Below are 15,685 nucleotides of genomic sequence, written 5' to 3'. Positions count from 1 at the left end.
GGCGGCCAGTTGGGGCAAGCTATAGTGCAAATGAGACGTTTTTTTAAAGCCACACCGCGGTGGCAGCCCGCCGTGGCCATGCTACGCAGTAGCTGGCTGGCAAGGGTAGCTACTGCCGCGGGCAGAGCGTAGTATTTCTTCCTCCTTTCACCCGACCTTCGAGCCGCGTTCTCTTCTTATTCCTTTTTTCTGTGATGCGCTGCTCTTTTTGGGGTGGGCTGCCGAGTGCCCTGCTGCTGGGGCAGCTAGCTACCGCCGCACCCGTCCCATCCGATTCGGCCCGGGCCCCTACCCCCCTGCCGCGCCTTACGCTGGGCCTGGCCTCGGCCACCCGCACCACCTACTTGCAGCGGGCGCCCGAGCCAGCCGACGACCAAGGCTACCTGGGTACTACGCTTACCTACCAGGCGCCCCAGGGCTTGCTTAGCTCGCTCTACCTCAACCATTCGTACAACTACCGCAAGCTCGGCGAACCTTTTATTAATTATGGCGAACTGATGGTGGGCTGGCAATCGGTGCGCGATTCGGACACGTACTGGACGGTGCAGTACACGCACCTGTTTTCGTACGGCGAGAGCGCCTTGGTGCAATCGTCGCTGCACAACAACTTCAGCGCCAGCGTTACGCAATTTTTTGGGCTGGTGACGGCCAGCCTCAGCGCCGACGTATTTGTGGGCAAGGCGCACGACGTAGTGCTAACCGCCGACCTCAGCCACCGCTTTCAGCTGCCGGCGTTCGCCCACGACACACTTTCGTTGGAGCCTACTATCGAATTAGGCACGGGCAGCCAGCACTTCTACGCTTCTTCACTGGCCCAAACCACGCAGGTAAAAACCCGCAAGCGCGGCGGCACCACTACCGTCACAGCCGAGCCCAGCTCGCCAGCCTTTAACACACTGGGCTACACGTTGTCGGCGCCGCTCACCTACACGGCAATGCGCTACGCGCTGGCCTTCACGCCGAGCTACCTGGTGCCGCTGCACGTACCGGCAGGGGGTAGCGATACGGCTTTTTTCTATTTCACGCTGGGCATTACGCGCTCCTTTTGGTAAGGCGGTAGCGACGCCACTGGCTCACTCTTGCTTTAGCCAAGTTGCGGGCTCAGGCCAACGCAGCCACTCTATTTCGGGGGTTTATGAGCCTGTAAAGCATTGCCCTACCCCCGCTACGCGGCCGGAGCGGTGGGCAGGTGCAACTGCGCTACAATCTGCGCTACTTGGTTTTCGATGGCATTGTTGATGTCAATACGCAGGCCATACGTGGGTCTTTCGAGCGTAGCGAGCTGCGAGTCAAGCATATTGGCCTTCATGTAGTGGTCGTGGCGCCCTTCGAGGCGCGCGTGCAGTACCGCGGGGTCGCCGTCTAAAAACACCCAGTTCAGGGGCGCTTGGGCGCCGGCTTGCAGCGTTTGGCGGTACGCTTCCTTGAGGGCCGAGCAGGCGAGCACGGCGCCGGTGCTGCGCTCCCACTCCCCAATTTTGGTGGCCAGCGTAGCCAACCAATCGTGGCGGTCGGCATCGGTGAGCGGATGGCCGGCAGCCATTTTAGCTACGTTGGCGGCCGAGTGAAAGTCGTCGCCATCGTAAAACGGCCGGCCTATCTGCTTGGCCAAGCGCTCGCCCACAGTGGTTTTGCCACAGCCCGACACGCCCATGACAATGATGATTGGTTGGTTCATTTTCCTAAGCTAATGGGCTGATACCTGAGAGCTACTAGCGCTGGGCAAGAGAAGTTTAATAAAAAGTCAATAGCCAGCGGCTACCAGCCAGTGGCCCGCTACAAAGGTCGTAGCAGTACTCGCGCCGGAGCACCATCGCTGCCCACAATAAGCAGCGGCAGGCACATCAGCTCATAGGCGCCGGGCGCAATGTGCTGCAAGGCAAGGCCTTCAATCACGCAGATGCCCGCATCGAGCAGGGCGTGGTGCGCGTCGGCCTTTCCTACGGACAGGTAATCGACGCCTACGCATACCACGCCCGCGTCGCGCAGGTGGCGGGCAGCATCGCCGTCGAGGGCCACAAAATCGGGCTGAAACGGCGCGGTGCTCCACTCGCCCGCCGAAATGCGCGTTTTGAACAGCAAGCGGTCGCCGGGCTGAATGTCTAGTTGCTGCACTTCGGCCAGGCTAATGCTTTTGGGGTCTTGGATGGCCACAACCCGCGCCGGCCCCAAAAGGCGGTCGAGGTCGAGGGTAGTAGTGTCGCCGCCGTCGCTGCGGAAGTGCAGCGGCGCATCAACGTGCGTACCGGTATGGGCGCTCAGGTGCAGTTCCGTTACGTTGGCATCATCGCCGCGGTCCTGGCTGAGGGTGCGGCGCACACTTACGCCGAGGTTGTCGGGCCAGTGCACCATCTGGTCGTGCATGGGGGTAGTGGCATCGAGCCAGGGAACGGGGGTAGGCATGCGGCGTTAAGTAATGAGTAGCTAGTGAATAAGGATGTTGCTGACTGTAGCGCAGTTGCCGGCTAGCTTGGCCAGAAAGCAGCAGTTGCACGATACTGCGCAACTGCGTGGTAAGCTCACCGTGCGCTTTATACTGCTTACTCAGGCAAAGGGGGGTAGGCAGCAGCTATGGACGTGGCTGCAACAGCTTCGCAATCAGCCCCGTCCAGCCAGTTTGGTGGCTGGCACCGAGGCCGTGGCCCGTATCGCCGTTGAAATACTCGTTGAATAAGACGTAATCCTTGAAATTAGGGTCGTGCTGCAAGGTGTTATCGGGACCGAAGCAAGCGCGGCGGCCGGTTTCAGGGTCACGCAAAAAGAGCTTGGTGAGGCGCTCAGTAAGAGCGTCCGCTACCCCGAGCAGCGTGGTATACTGGCCCGAACGCACGGGATACTCCACCTTAAAGTCATCCCCAAAATAGTGGTGAAAGCGCTGCAACGCCTCCACTATCATAAAGTTAACCGGCATCCAGATGGGGCCGCGCCAGTTGGAATTACCGCCAAACAAGTCCGTCTGCGATTCGGCCGGCTGGTAGTTCACCGTGATGTCAGTGTCGCGAAAAACGTACGGTTTGTCGGCGTACACGCGCGACAAACTGCGCACCCCATAGTCAGACAGAAACTCCTCCGTGTCGAGCATGCGGGCCAGCAGCCGCTTGAGGCGGTGGCCGCGCAGCAAGCTCAGCAGGCGGGTAGCACCTTTACCGGGCTCCTGCCAGTGCGACACCAGCGCCGCCAGGTGGGGCCGGTTGGCCAGCAGCCAGTTCATGCGAGCCAAAAACTTTGGGGCGCTTTCCAGCAAGCTCTCATCGAGCACCTCTACCGCAAACAGCGGAATCAGGCCCACCATGGTACGCACTTTCAGCAGTTCGTGGCCGCCGTCAGACGTGTTGAGGGCGTCGTAGTAAAACTCATCTTCATCGTCCCAGAGGTTCAGCGCAGCGTTGCCCACGTTGGTCATGGCCTCGGCGATGTATAGGAAATGCTCAAAAAACTTGCTGGCCAAATCCTGGTACACCGGGTTAGTTCGGCTCAACTCCAGCGCGATGCGCATCATATTGAGGGCAAACATGGCCACCCAAGCCGTACCGTCGGCCTGCTCTAGGTAAGCGCCGTGCGGCAGGGTAGCCGACCGGTCGAACACGCCAATGTTGTCGAGCCCCAGAAAGCCGCCCTCGAAGATGTTGCGTCCACCGCGGTCCTTGCGGTTTACCCACCACGTGAAATTGAGGAGCAACCGGTGGAAAACAGTTTGCAAAAAGGCTACGTCGCCCTTGCCGCCTCGCCGCTTCTGGTCCATCTTAAATACCCGGAACGCGGCCCAAGCATGCACCGGCGGGTTCACATCGCCGAAGCGCCATTCGTAGGCCGGCAACTGGCCGTTGGGGTGCATATACCAGTCTTGGCACAGCAGCCGCAACTGGTTTTTAGCAAATTCCGGGTCGAGCTGCGCCAACGGAATACAGTGAAAAGCCAGGTCCCAAGCTGCGTACCAGGGGTACTCCCAAGTATCAGGCATTGAAATAATGTCGTTGTTTTCCAGCGTTTTCCAGTCGGCATTGCGGCCGTGCTGGCGCTCGGGCGGGGGGGCAGGCTGGCCGGGGTCGCCAGTTAGCCAGCTGGCCACATTGTAGTTATAAAACTGCTTGCTCCAGAGCATGCCGGCAAAGGCTTGGCGCTGCACCAGCCGGGCATCGTCGCTGGTCAGGTCGTGCTGTATTACGGCGTAAAAGGCATCGGCTTCGTCCTTGCGCTGCTGGAAGAGTTGGTCAAAATCGGCAAAGGGCTCGGCCTGCCCTACTGGGCCCAGCCGCAGGCGTACCTGCCGGGTAGCACCGGGCGCCAGCGTCAGGTGGTAGTGCGCAGCGGCTTTGGTGCCGGTGCGCGCCGGGTTTAGCGCATTATCTTGGCCATCGACCACATAATTGTTGATGCCATCCTTGAAAAACTGCTCCGCCGAGGCCGTGCCAAACACGCGCTCGCAGTTGGTATTGTTATCGCAAAACAGCAACTGGGGGCTGCCGTCGGTATACCATGTCAGCGCACCCAGGCCACGGTGCGCCACTTGCACGTGGCCCTCGGGCGTAGCACTGAGACTTGGGCGGTAGTCGTCATAGCCCAGCACCCAGGTATTGCGAAACCACGCCTGAGGCAGCACGTGCAGGGTAGCCTCGTCGGGCCCGCGATTCACGAGGGTATACTGAATCAGCAGGTCCTCGGCACTGGCCTTAGCGTATTCAATGAAAACATCGAAGTAGCGGTTTTCGGCAAAAACACCCGTGTCCAGTAGCTCAAACTCGGGGTCGTGGCGGGTGCGCTTGGCATTCTCGGCCAGCAGCTGCTCGTAGGGAAAAGCACCCTGCGGGTACTTGTACAGCAGCTTTTGGTAGGAGTGCGTGGGGGTATTATCCAGGAAATAATACATTTCCTTTACATCTTCGCCGTGGTTACCCTGGGCCCCACTCAGGCCAAAAAGCTGCTCTTTGAGCATCTTATCCTGCCCATTCCAGAGGGCTAGGCTGAGACACAGGTGCTGCTGGTCGTCGCAGAAACCGGCCAGGCCTTCTTCCCCCCAGCGGTAGGCGCGGCTGCGGGCCTGGTCTAGGGTGGTGTAGTTCCAGGCATCGCCGCCGGCCGAATAATCTTCGCGCACAGTACCCCACTGGCGTTCTGATAGGTAGGGGCCAAAGCGCCGCCACAGCTTCTGGTTTTGGTCGGCTTCGGCCAGGCGTTGGTGTTCGGGGGTCATGGCAATAAAATGGAGCGCGAACTCTGCGAGTCCGCGCGTGGGTCGTTTGGCCAGGCGTGCGATGCGCGAACTCGCAGAGTCCGCCCTACGGCCCTACCCCCCCGCCGCAAACCCTGGGTACAGGGTCATGCCGCCGTCCATGAAGATGGTTTGGCCCGTGATGTAGTCGGCCTCGTCCGAGGCAAGCCAAGCGGCCAGTTGGCCAATGTCGTCGGGCTCGCCCACGCGGTCGTACGGGATGAGCTTGAGCAAGCTGGCTTCGGCCTCGGGCGTGCCCCAAGCATCGTGGTTAATATGGGTTTTAATAGCCCCCGGCCCAATGCTGTTGACCCGGATTTTGTGCGGCGCCAGCTCTTGAGCGGTGCTTTTCATGAGCTGCATAATGCCGCCCTTGCTGGTGGCGTAGTTGACGTGCCCGGCCCACGGAATGACTTCGTGCACGCTGCTCATGCAGATAATTTTGCCCAGCGCCTTGCTGACTTCGGGCTGCGGGCCACGCCGGAGAAACTCGCGGGCGGCTTCGCGCACGCATAAAAACTGCCCGGTCAAGTTCACGTCAATCACTTTTTGCCACTGCTCCAGGGTCATGTCCACGAAGGGCGAATCGACCTGGATACCCGCGTTCGACACCACAATGTGCAGGGTGCCGAAATGCTGCACGGCCTGCTGAAACATGGCCTGCACTTGGTCTTCTTTGCTCACATCGGCCTGCACAATGTAGCCCGTGCCGCCGGCATCGGTAATCGTTTTGAGGGTGGCATTGGCGCCATCCGTATCGTGGCCGTAGTTAACGACCACCGAGGCGCCGTTGGCAGCCAAGGCAATGGCAATAGCGGCGCCGATACCGGAGCTGGCGCCCGTCACAAGGGCGTACTGCCCAGCTAAGCGGGGCGAAGATGTTGCGGGCATAAGGCAAAAGCAAGTGAAGCAGCCGCGCAGCGGCCGGGCTAAATAGCCGCGTTTAAGACGCGGGTTGGGCCCCTAAGGTTGTGCTCCTGCCGCCCAATTTGCAATCCTCACCTGTGCTTCATGCCCCAGCTAGTAGCCGGGGGGTAGGCAAGCGGCCGCCTAGCTCCAGCGGCTCAGAAACTGGCCAAATGGCTCCTTGTATTGTTCGCCCACTGGAATGGTTTCGGTGCCAATTTGCACCGTGAGGCGGCGCACGGACTCTATTTTATCGAGGGCCACAATAAACGAGCGGTGAATGCGCATAAAGCGCCGGGCGGGCAGCTTTTCTTCCATCGCCCGCAGGCTCATCAGCGAAAGCAGGGCCCGGGGCGTGCTCTTGAGGTGCACTTTCACGTAGTCTTTCAGGCCTTCCACGTACAGAATATCGTTGAGCGCGACCCGCACAAGCTGATATTCTACTTTGAGGAAAATGTGCTCTTCCTCGGCTGCCGGGGGGGGGGTAGGCTCGCCGGCACCCTGGGCCAACTCGGCGTAGGCGCGGGCTTTGTTGGCGGCGCGCAGAAACTCCTCGTAGTTGAAGGGCTTCACCAAATAGTCGAGCGCATCGACCTTGTAGCTTTCCAGCGCATACTGCGGAAAGGCGGTGGTGAATACGATGCGCGGTGCCTGTGCCTGCTGCCCCAGCACGCGGGCCAGCTCTAGGCCCGTCAGCTCCTGCATTTGAATGTCAAGGAAGGCCACGTCTACTTTCTCTGGGATATCGTGCAGGCCCTTAAGGGCTTCGACGCCGCTGCCGTAGCGGCCAACAAGCTGCAAGAAAGGCGTTTGCTCGATGAAGGTGCAAAGAAGGGCTAAAGCCAGGGGCTCGTCGTCGACGGCAATGCAGGTAATAGGCGTCATTATTTTACTGGTTATTTATTTGCTGATGAAGGGTTAATGAATGGTCCCATTTGGGTAGTTAACGGAAAAATGAATACCCTGGCTTGTTGAAGCTGCGCAGTAACAAGGCCTACCTTCTGTTAACCGTTAACCATTTAGCCATTCACCTCTAATCTCAACTTCACTTCAAACTCGTCGGCGGGGGTGTGCTCCGTCACGGCCAGCGAGTAGTGGCCGGGGTAAAGCAAGTCGAGGCGGCGGCGGGTATTTACTAGGCCGATGCCATTGGAGCCGGCTAGGTCGGTGCCGGCCGCGGCAAACCGGGTATTGCGCACTTCTACCACTACCTCACCGGGCGTAGGCTGTTGCAGGCCAATATAAATGTGGCTAGCCTGGGTGGCGGCCACACCATGCTTAAACGCGTTTTCGACAAACGGCAGCAGCATCATGGGAGCAATGAGGACTTCGTGCACCGGGTCGGGGTGGTCGAACGTCACCTGTACGCGGTCGGTGAGGCGCAGCTGCATCAGGGTAATATAGTCCTGAATAAATGCCACCTCCTTGCTGAGGGGGGTAGGGCCCGCAGCGGTGTCGTAGAGCACGTAGCGCATCATGCGCGAGAGGCGGTGCAAGGCGGCCCGCGCCCGGTCGCCGTCGATGAGCGTAAGCGAATAAATATTGTTGAGGGTGTTAAAAAAGAAGTGCGGATTAATCTGCGCTTTCAGTAGCGAAAGCTCAGCTTCGACGCGCTGCTGGTCGAGGCGCTCGCGCAATTGAGCTTCGCGCTGCCAGTTTTGCACCACCGTAATGGCCGTGCCAATGCCCAACACCAGCAGCGTGATAAGCAAGCTTACCAAGTCGAAGCGCGTGCCCCGGGGCGGGGGTGGCCCCGGCTGGCCGCCGGGCCCCGCACGGCGAGCCAAAGAGCCATCGGCCAAGCGGACTCCTGCCGCCTGAAATGCCTCGTGCATCAGCGTGGGCAAGTGCATAGCCGACTCGAGGGCCCGGCTCAGCAGCAGGATGGTAGCTGCCGTAGCTACCAGCACTGCTACAAACCAGCCCGTGTGCCCGCGCAGAAGCAGGCGCGGCACACTTACGCGCACCGTGAGGTAGAAAGCGGCCACCCACAGCACCCACAGCACGCCCTGCTTTATCCAAAATTGCACGGGCAGCACCACGTGGCCCGCCATGGGCTGAAACAATAACAACGTGAGCGCCAATAGCCCCCAGGCCAGCACGTGAATGAGGGGCGTGAGGTAGCGCCGAAAGGAAAAAGCGGCCATGGTGAATATAGATACTACCCAAAAGTACCGGTGCCGGGCGCCTGCCGCCGCATACTCCCGACTACCAGGCCAATTGTACCGACTGCAACTCGCCTTTCTCCGGCCAAGGTGGTTATTATTTTCCGCTAACTTTAGCTCCTCATTGCTATCCTTTCCCACCCAATCTTACTTTACTTGTGTTAGCTGGTTTATTGCTCGCCTGGCGGCTGGGGCCGCTGGCTTTCTATGGCCGCGCGGTGCGGCCGTGGCTCGCCTTGCTGTGGCTGGGCTTGTTGCCCCACTGGGCCGCCGCTGCGGCCGAAGATACCTTAGTGGTTAGTCCTGCGCACCCAGCCCAGTTTCTAGACACCCGCTTCTACAGCGTGTTTGAAGACACTACCGGGCGCCTACCCCTGCACTTGGTCAGCAGCCCTGCTTGGGCGGGGCGCTTTGCCTCGCTGGCGGGCACGGCGCAGCCCGATAATATTCAGCATCTGGGCAGTACCTATTGGTTGCGGCTTACTGTGTGTGCTCCCCCGCCTACCCCCACCCAAGACTGGTACCTGGAGCTTTACGACGCCCACACCGGCGCCGCCACCTTCTACAGCCCCCACGGGCTAGGGCCTACCCCCCTCGCCTTCGACAGCGTCGTGACGGGAGCCAACTACCCCTTCGCTAGTCGCCCGCAACCTTATAAGAACTTCTTGTTTGGGCTGCCGCAGCGCGGGGGGCAACCGGCTACTTACTACCTGCGCTTGCGCTCCGACACCCGCACCAGCTTCCGGGCAATGCTGCACAGCGGGCCGGGCCTCATCCCCGAGCTCAGCCTGCAATACTGGCTGCTAGGTGGCTTCTACGGCGTTTTGTTCATCATGCTGCTGTACAACCTCTTCCTCTATTTCTTCCTGAAAGAAGTCTCGTACCTGCATTATGTGCTGTACGTACTGAGCGGGGCGCTGCTCTTTTTATCAGAGGATGGCTTGGGCTTTCAGTACTTGTGGCCGGGCAGCCCGCACCTTAACCACTTTATTGGGGCGGCCGCACCGGTGCTGCTGTTGCTCACTTTTGCGCAGTATGCCCGCACCTTTTTAGATACGCCGGCCCGGCTGCCGGCCCTCGACCGGACCATTCGGTGGGTAGTGGCCTTAAGCATGGGCCTGTTGGTGCTCGATATGGCGGTGGTGCACTCGGGTATCAGCTTCTGGCTTTACCTGCTGCCGTACGGCCTGCTTTACTACGCTGCGTGGCGGGCCTACCAAAGTGGGCTGCGGCCCGCCCGCTACCTCTTGCTGGCCCAGGCCTTGGTAGCGGGCAGCTTGGCTTTTCTTATTAGTCGCAAGCTGGGGTTTGCCTTTTACAACAATGCTTACACTGTTTATAGCCTCAACGTAGCCTTTGTGATTGAGGTAGCGGTGCTCAGCTATGCCCTAGCCGACAAAATCAGGGGCATCATGGACACTACCCTGGATACGCAACGGCGCCTGTTGAAGCAGCTGCGCAAAAAGCACCATGCGCAGGACCAATTGGTAGACCAACTGCGCGAAAACCAAGCCCTCAAAGACCAGCTTAACACCGAGCTAGAAGCGCTCGTGGCACGCCGCACCGACGAATTGCGCCAGCAAAATGATACCATCGCCACCCAAAATCGCGAGTTGCTGGAGCGCAATAGCTTGCTGGCGTTGCAATCAGCCGCCATCGAGCAGCTCAACCGTGACCTCAGCCGCGACTTGCAAGCTGAAAAAACGGCCCGCATCCAAGCACGCGAGGTAGACTTTGGCGAGTTCAGCCAATTATTTCCCGACAAGGATGCCTGCCTTCGCTACCTCGCCGACTTGAAGTGGGCTACCGGCTACCGCTGCCGCAAGTGCAGCAACGAAAAAAGCTGCGCCGCCCGCGAGCCTTACGCCCGCCGCTGCACCCGTTGCCGCTACGTGGAGTCGGCTACTACTGGTACGCTACTTCAAAAGTGCAAGTTCGCCGCTGAGAAAGCCCTATATGCTGTCTTCTTATTACACGCCCATCGGGGGCACTACGCCCCCGCCGAATTAGCCCGTGTGCTTGAGTTGCGTCCTGCCACAAGTTGGGCTTTCGCCCAAAAAGTACTTGCTGCTTTACAGCGCCGCCGCCAAGCTGATAACTACGAAGAAGGCGAGCCCTGGACGCACCTGCTACTGGAGGTAGAAATGGAATTGGAGACGCAGGAAATGGGTGACAACTAGTAATCGTTGAGAACAGCAGCTTTCCACCAGTTAAAGGGCATTTCCGACTAAAAAATGTGTTGGTCGGTGTCGCAATCGTTTGCGGACGATTTTTTTTGGCAAAAAGCGATTACTTACTCATTGTTTTTTAGCCTCTCCAAAGGTGTTCTTAAAACGCAACAAACCGCTTTTAGAGCCCCGTAAAGCCCTAAAAGCCGTGTGCTTTAAGCGTAAAATGGTTCGTATCTAAACGAAAAAAAGGGCTTTTAAACCTATTCTGTGAAGGTTTAAGAAGTTTTTTCCTCGGCTATCCTTGCTATTTTTGACCTCTGAGAAAATTGTCACCTAGCAGGTAGTAGTCTTTTTAAGCTTCTCCATCCGGGTGATACCGTCTCAGTCAATAGTAACCACCTAATCACTTAGCCCCTTTCTCTGCTTATCCCACCCAATGCCCACCGCCATGACAGACTAATCCTGCTACTGTTCTTCGTCTTCATTTACTAGTCCCACCCAAAATTTCATTCACCTTCATGAAGCGCAAGCTCTATTTGACTCCACCGTTTCGCCATGCAGCGCTGCTGCTAGCGTGTGGGCTACCAATTACCACGCGGGCGGCTCTCCCAGAATTATACAATTCCACACTTAACGTAACGGCTGATGTGCCTGTGACCGGCCGTGTGGTTGGTGCCGACGGCAACGCCCTACCTGGGGTAACAGTGCTCGTGCGCGGCACTACTACTGGTGCCTCCACCGATGCCGATGGCCGCTTCTCGCTGCGAGCGCCTGAAGGCAGCACACTGCTGTTCAGCTTCGTGGGCTACGTATCGCAATCGGTAGCGCTAACGAGTGCCAACGCCGGTTCTTTTAACGTATCACTACGCGAAGACACCCAGCAACTTAACGAAGTAGTAGTAGTGGGCTACGGCACCCAGGAACGAGGTAGCGTAACCGGCGCCATCTCGTCGGTAAACGGGCCAGAGCTCACGCGCCAGCCCGTGGCCGACGTTACGCAGGCGCTCCAAGGCAAGGCTTCGGGCGTAACCATTACCTCAAACGGCGGCGCTCCTGGTGGTGCAGCCGGTACCTCGGTGCGGATTCGCGGGATAACGTCTGCTGGCAACAACTCGCCCTTGTATGTTGTGGACGGCTTTCCATTGCCAACTCCGGGCGATGGCAGCGAAAATCAGCTTAACGCCATCAGCCCTAACGATATCGAAACCATTGATATCCTGAAGGATGCTTCGGCTACGGCTATTTATGGGGTGCGCGCAGCCAACGGGGTAGTCATCATCACGACCAAGCGCGGCAAAGCCGGCAGAGCCACAGTGAATGTGGATGCTTATGCAGGCGTGCAAAACGTGACCCGCAAGCTCGATTTGCTTAACGCGCAGCAATATGCGGTTATCAATAATGAAAACCGGATTGCTGCGGGCCTACCCATTGTAGTAGATAAGCTGCGCGACCCAGCAGCGCTAGGAACGGGCACCAACTGGCAGGATTTGGTTTTCCGGCGGGCCAAAATTCAGAACTACTCGCTGTCGACGACGGGGGGTAGCGAGAAGGCTAGCTATGCGCTGTCGGCCACGTATTTCCAGCAGGACGGCACCATTGTAGGCTCTCAATTTGAACGCTTTACACTGCGCGCCAACGGCGATGTACGGGTAAATAAGATTCTGAAAATCGGCAATAGCATCTCGCTAACTCACCTGGAGGACCGCCAAATCACGTCGAACAGCGGCGAGTATGGCACGGTGCAGCAGGCACTGCGTATTCCGGCTACGGTGCAGGCCTATCGGCCCGATGGCTTCTGGTATGAGCCTACTGGCTCAACCGATAACTTCATCGAGGAAAACCCCTTAGCCGCGGCGCTGCTGAACAACCAGAAGTTTTCGCGTAACCGCGCCATCACGACGTTCTACGCCGAATTGGAGCCGCTGAAAGGGCTGCGCTTCCGTACCAACGTGGGTGCTGACCTGATTTTCGACAACTTCAACTCTTTCCGGCCCACGGCGCCGATTTTGGCTGGCTATACTTCGCGCTACAACATTGCCGGCGCATCGGCCACGTCTAGCTACGCGCCAAGCTACCTCATCGAGAACACGGCCACTTACGACCGCCTATTTGGTGGCAAGCACCAGGTAACTTTCCTGCTGGGCCAGTCGGCGCAGGAATTTAACTATAGCAACGTAGAGGCTTACCGCACGCTGTACTTGCGCAACGACCTGCAAACCATCAACTCAGGTCCGATTAATACGCAGCTAGCCAACGCAGGCACTATCAACCCAGCGCAGCATTTGGCCAGCTACTTCGGCCGTCTCAACTACGAGTTTGCCGGCAAGTACCTGCTGTCGGCCGTAGCCCGCTACGATGGCTCGTCGGTATTTCCTCCCGGCAACAAGTTCGGCTTCTTCCCCGGCGTATCGGCCGGCTGGCGCATCTCGGAGGAAGAATTCCTCAAAGGCAACAGCACGATTAGCAACCTAAAGCTGCGTGCGGGCTACGGCAAAGTAGGTAATCCCCTGAACGCGGGTCGGTTTGCTTACCTCTACTCCATCAACTTCGGTATCACGTATCCGTTTGGCCCCGACGGCACGCTCAACACAGGTGGTGCCCCTACCCGCCTCGCCAACCCCAACCTGCGCTGGGAAAACAACAACCAGACGAACGTGGGCCTGGACATGGGCTTCTTGGACAACCGCATCGAGTTGTCTGTTGACCTCTACAACCGTAACTCGCCCAACCTGATTGCGCCGGTGCCGGTGGCTAACCTGTCAGGCACCTATGAGGCAGTAAACACCAACGCAGCCTCGGCCTATAACCGCGGCATCGACGTATCGCTGACTACCCACAACTTCACGGGCTCGGGCGAAACGCTGGGCTGGACTACCACCCTCAACGTATCGGCCTACAAAACGCGCCTCGAATCGTTGGGTGCTGGCCTGCCCTACAACGGCTTAGGCTCGCTGAGCGGCACCATCGTACGCTACGACCAAGGCCAGGCCTTCGGCGCCTTCTACGGCTACGTGGCCGATGGCTTGTTCCAGACTGCTGACGACGTGAAGAACCACGCTACCCAGCAGGCAGGTACCGCCCCCGGCGACATCCGCTTTAAGGACTTGAACGGCGATGGTGTGGTGAACGCCGACGACCGCACGTTTATCGGTAACCCGAACCCGAATTTTAACTTCGGCATTACCAACACCTTGAACTACAAAGGATTTGACCTGAGCTTCTTCATTCAGGGCGTACAGGGCAACGACATCTACAACCTGAACCGCTACCTCACGGAGAGTGCTTTGTATGGCCAATCGAACGGCAGCACGCGGGTGCTCAACCGCTGGACCGGGCCCGGCACCAGCAACGACGTGCCCCGCGCCATCAACGGTGACCCCAATAACAACCTGCGGGTATCGACCTACTACATCGAGGATGGCTCGTACGTGCGCCTCAAAAACCTGACGTTGGGCTACACGCTGCCTAAGAGCATCCTGACTCGCCTCACGGCTACGCAGTTGCGCGTGTATTTCACGGCGCAAAACCTGGTTACGCTCACCAAATACAGCGGCTACGACCCCGAGGTAAGCGCCAGTGGCGTCGACCTAGGCATCTATCCGCAGGCGCGGGTATTTATGGGTGGCGTCAACATCGGGTTTTAATCTTCTTTCAATTCCCACTAGCAATGATTAATACGAAATACACCTGCGGCGCCTTCTTATTATCCTTGGGCTTGCTCACCGGCTGCGGCGAGAAGTTCTTGGATGAGAAGCCTGCCGACCAGATTACGGACGCTAACTTTTACCAAACCCAGACCGACGCCATCCAGGCCGTAACGGCTTCTTACAGCGAGCTCACTAAAGAAGGCCAGTACAACGCGGCCCTGTGGGCCATGGATATTATGGCCGACATCTCGACGGTGGGCGGCGGCGGCGGCGGCGACGGCATCGAGTACCAGCAGCTCGAAAACTTTAGCATTCCGACCACCAACTTTGTGGCCACGCGCCTCTGGCAGGGTAGCTACATCGGCTTGGGGCGCTGCAATATTGTGCTGCAGAAAGTGCCGCTCATCACTAACATCGACCCCGCTATCCAGAAGCGCTGCCTCGGCGAGGCGCAGTTTCTGCGGGCTAAGTTCTATTTCGACCTGGTGCGCGCCTTCGGCGATGTGCCCTTGCTCCTTACCCCCCCCGCCAGCGTGAGCGACGCTAACATTGCCCGCTCGCCCGCAGCCGACGTGTATAAGCAGATTGAGCAGGATTTGCTTGCGGCCATTACCAACCTCCCTACCTCCTATAGTGGCGCCGACCTAGGCCGCGCCACCAAGTGGGCTGCCACGGGCCTGCTGGCCAAGGTGTACCTCACCGAAGGCAATAAGACCGGCGCAGCCGAGCAGGCCCGCGCGGTTATCAACGGCTCGGGCAAGAGCATGTGGGCCAATTACGGCGATAACTTCAAGGTGGAGAACGAGAACGGCAAGGAGTCGCTGTTCGAAATTCAGTACATCAACGGCCGCAACCAGTACGACCGCAACAGCGTGGGCTTCGCGGGCAACGAGTTCTTTGGCCCACGCGGCCAGGGCATTACTCCGCAAAACGGCTACGGCTTCAACGTGCCTGAGCCTGACTTTGTAAATGGCTACGAAGCCGGTGACACCCGCAAGGCCGTCACCATTTGGGCCCCTGGCGATACCTACCCAGCTGACCCCACCAACCCCGGCGTGCGTACGCAGCCTAAGTCGCTGCCCGGCTCGCCGTTTGGCTACGACTGCAAAAAGTGGTTTGTGGGCAAGGTGAACACCAACGTGTGGGATTCACCCCTCAACATTCCAGTGCTGCGCTTAGCAGAGATGTACCTCATTCTGGCCGAAGCCGTAGGGCCGACTACCGAGGGGCTAGAAGCTATTAACAAGGTGCGCCGCCGCTCGTTTGGACTCGACTACAACACGCCTTCGGCGGCTCACGACCTGACTGCTTCGAGTGGCAACTTCACCGATGCCGTTATCCGCGAGCGCAAGTACGAGCTGGCATTTGAGTTTGACCGGTGGTTTGATTTGAAGCGCCTCAACGGCACGGCCAACGGCCTGCTGCCCGTGATGACGGCCCAGACCAACTACCTGCGCACACTTGGCATTCAGCGCGGCACGCCTACGGCTAACAACCTGGTGCTGCCCATTCCGCAGTCGGAGCGCGACGCTAACCCCAATCTGTCTCAGAACCCAGGCTACTAAGCCCCTTTTCACGGAAAATTTT

Annotated in this window: 10 protein-coding genes; 4 read left to right on the top strand and 6 right to left on the bottom strand. The window is 58.7% G+C overall.

What is annotated here, in order from left to right; genetic code table 11:
* Positions 1–191 precede the first annotated feature (191 nt).
* Positions 192–1,052: a hypothetical protein gene (locus GO988_RS02090; RefSeq protein WP_157561875.1), complete on the top strand. Its 861-nt coding sequence runs from the start codon at positions 192–194 to the stop codon at positions 1,050–1,052.
* Between the two features lie 113 nt (positions 1,053–1,165).
* On the opposite strand, the gene GO988_RS02085 is transcribed toward GO988_RS02090, so the two are convergent.
* The 6 genes from GO988_RS02085 to GO988_RS02060 form a co-directional block, all read right to left on the bottom strand.
* Positions 1,166–1,678 carry a gluconokinase gene (locus GO988_RS02085; RefSeq protein WP_157561874.1) on the bottom strand — a complete coding sequence of 171 codons (513 nt, stop codon included), beginning with the start codon at positions 1,676–1,678 and terminating at the stop codon, positions 1,166–1,168.
* 98 nt (positions 1,679–1,776) lie between these two features.
* The gene (locus GO988_RS02080; protein WP_157561873.1) at positions 1,777–2,403 is read right to left on the bottom strand and encodes a cyclase family protein; all 627 of its coding nucleotides are present in this window, start codon (positions 2,401–2,403) and stop codon (positions 1,777–1,779) included.
* Between the two features lie 166 nt (positions 2,404–2,569).
* Entirely contained in the window at positions 2,570–5,191 is a 2,622-nt protein-coding gene (locus GO988_RS02075; protein WP_157561872.1) for an MGH1-like glycoside hydrolase domain-containing protein, read from the bottom strand.
* A gap of 93 nt (positions 5,192–5,284) precedes the next feature.
* Positions 5,285–6,100: a glucose 1-dehydrogenase gene (locus GO988_RS02070; RefSeq protein ID WP_157561871.1), complete on the bottom strand. Its 816-nt coding sequence runs from the start codon at positions 6,098–6,100 to the stop codon at positions 5,285–5,287.
* 159 nt (positions 6,101–6,259) lie between these two features.
* Positions 6,260–7,000: a LytR/AlgR family response regulator transcription factor gene (locus GO988_RS02065; protein ID WP_157561870.1), complete on the bottom strand. Its 741-nt coding sequence runs from the start codon at positions 6,998–7,000 to the stop codon at positions 6,260–6,262.
* Positions 7,001–7,134: 134 nt separating this feature from the next.
* Complete coding sequence (locus GO988_RS02060) at positions 7,135–8,262, bottom strand: sensor histidine kinase (protein WP_157561869.1); 1,128 nt, start codon at positions 8,260–8,262, stop codon at positions 7,135–7,137.
* Positions 8,263–8,438: 176 nt separating this feature from the next.
* Between GO988_RS02060 and GO988_RS02055 the strand changes: the two genes are divergently transcribed.
* The 3 genes from GO988_RS02055 (at position 8,439) to GO988_RS02045 (ending at position 15,663) form a co-directional block, all read left to right on the top strand.
* Positions 8,439–10,460, top strand: a complete 2,022-nt coding sequence (locus GO988_RS02055; RefSeq protein WP_157561868.1) for a 7TM diverse intracellular signaling domain-containing protein — start codon at positions 8,439–8,441, stop codon at positions 10,458–10,460.
* Positions 10,461–10,969: 509 nt separating this feature from the next.
* On the top strand, positions 10,970–14,095 hold the full coding sequence (locus tag GO988_RS02050) for a SusC/RagA family TonB-linked outer membrane protein (protein ID WP_157561867.1): 3,126 nt from the start codon (positions 10,970–10,972) through the stop codon (positions 14,093–14,095).
* Between the two features lie 23 nt (positions 14,096–14,118).
* Positions 14,119–15,663 (top strand): RagB/SusD family nutrient uptake outer membrane protein, encoded by a 1,545-nt coding sequence (locus GO988_RS02045; RefSeq protein WP_157561866.1) that lies wholly within the window; start codon positions 14,119–14,121, stop codon positions 15,661–15,663.
* The last annotated feature ends 22 nt before the right edge of the window (positions 15,664–15,685 follow it).

This window comes from Hymenobacter ginkgonis, from assembly GCF_009755225.1.
Lineage (GTDB): Bacteria > Bacteroidota > Bacteroidia > Cytophagales > Hymenobacteraceae > Hymenobacter > Hymenobacter ginkgonis.
The sequence above is the reverse complement of the archived record's forward strand: the minus strand, read 5'-3'. Positions and strand labels throughout refer to the sequence as shown.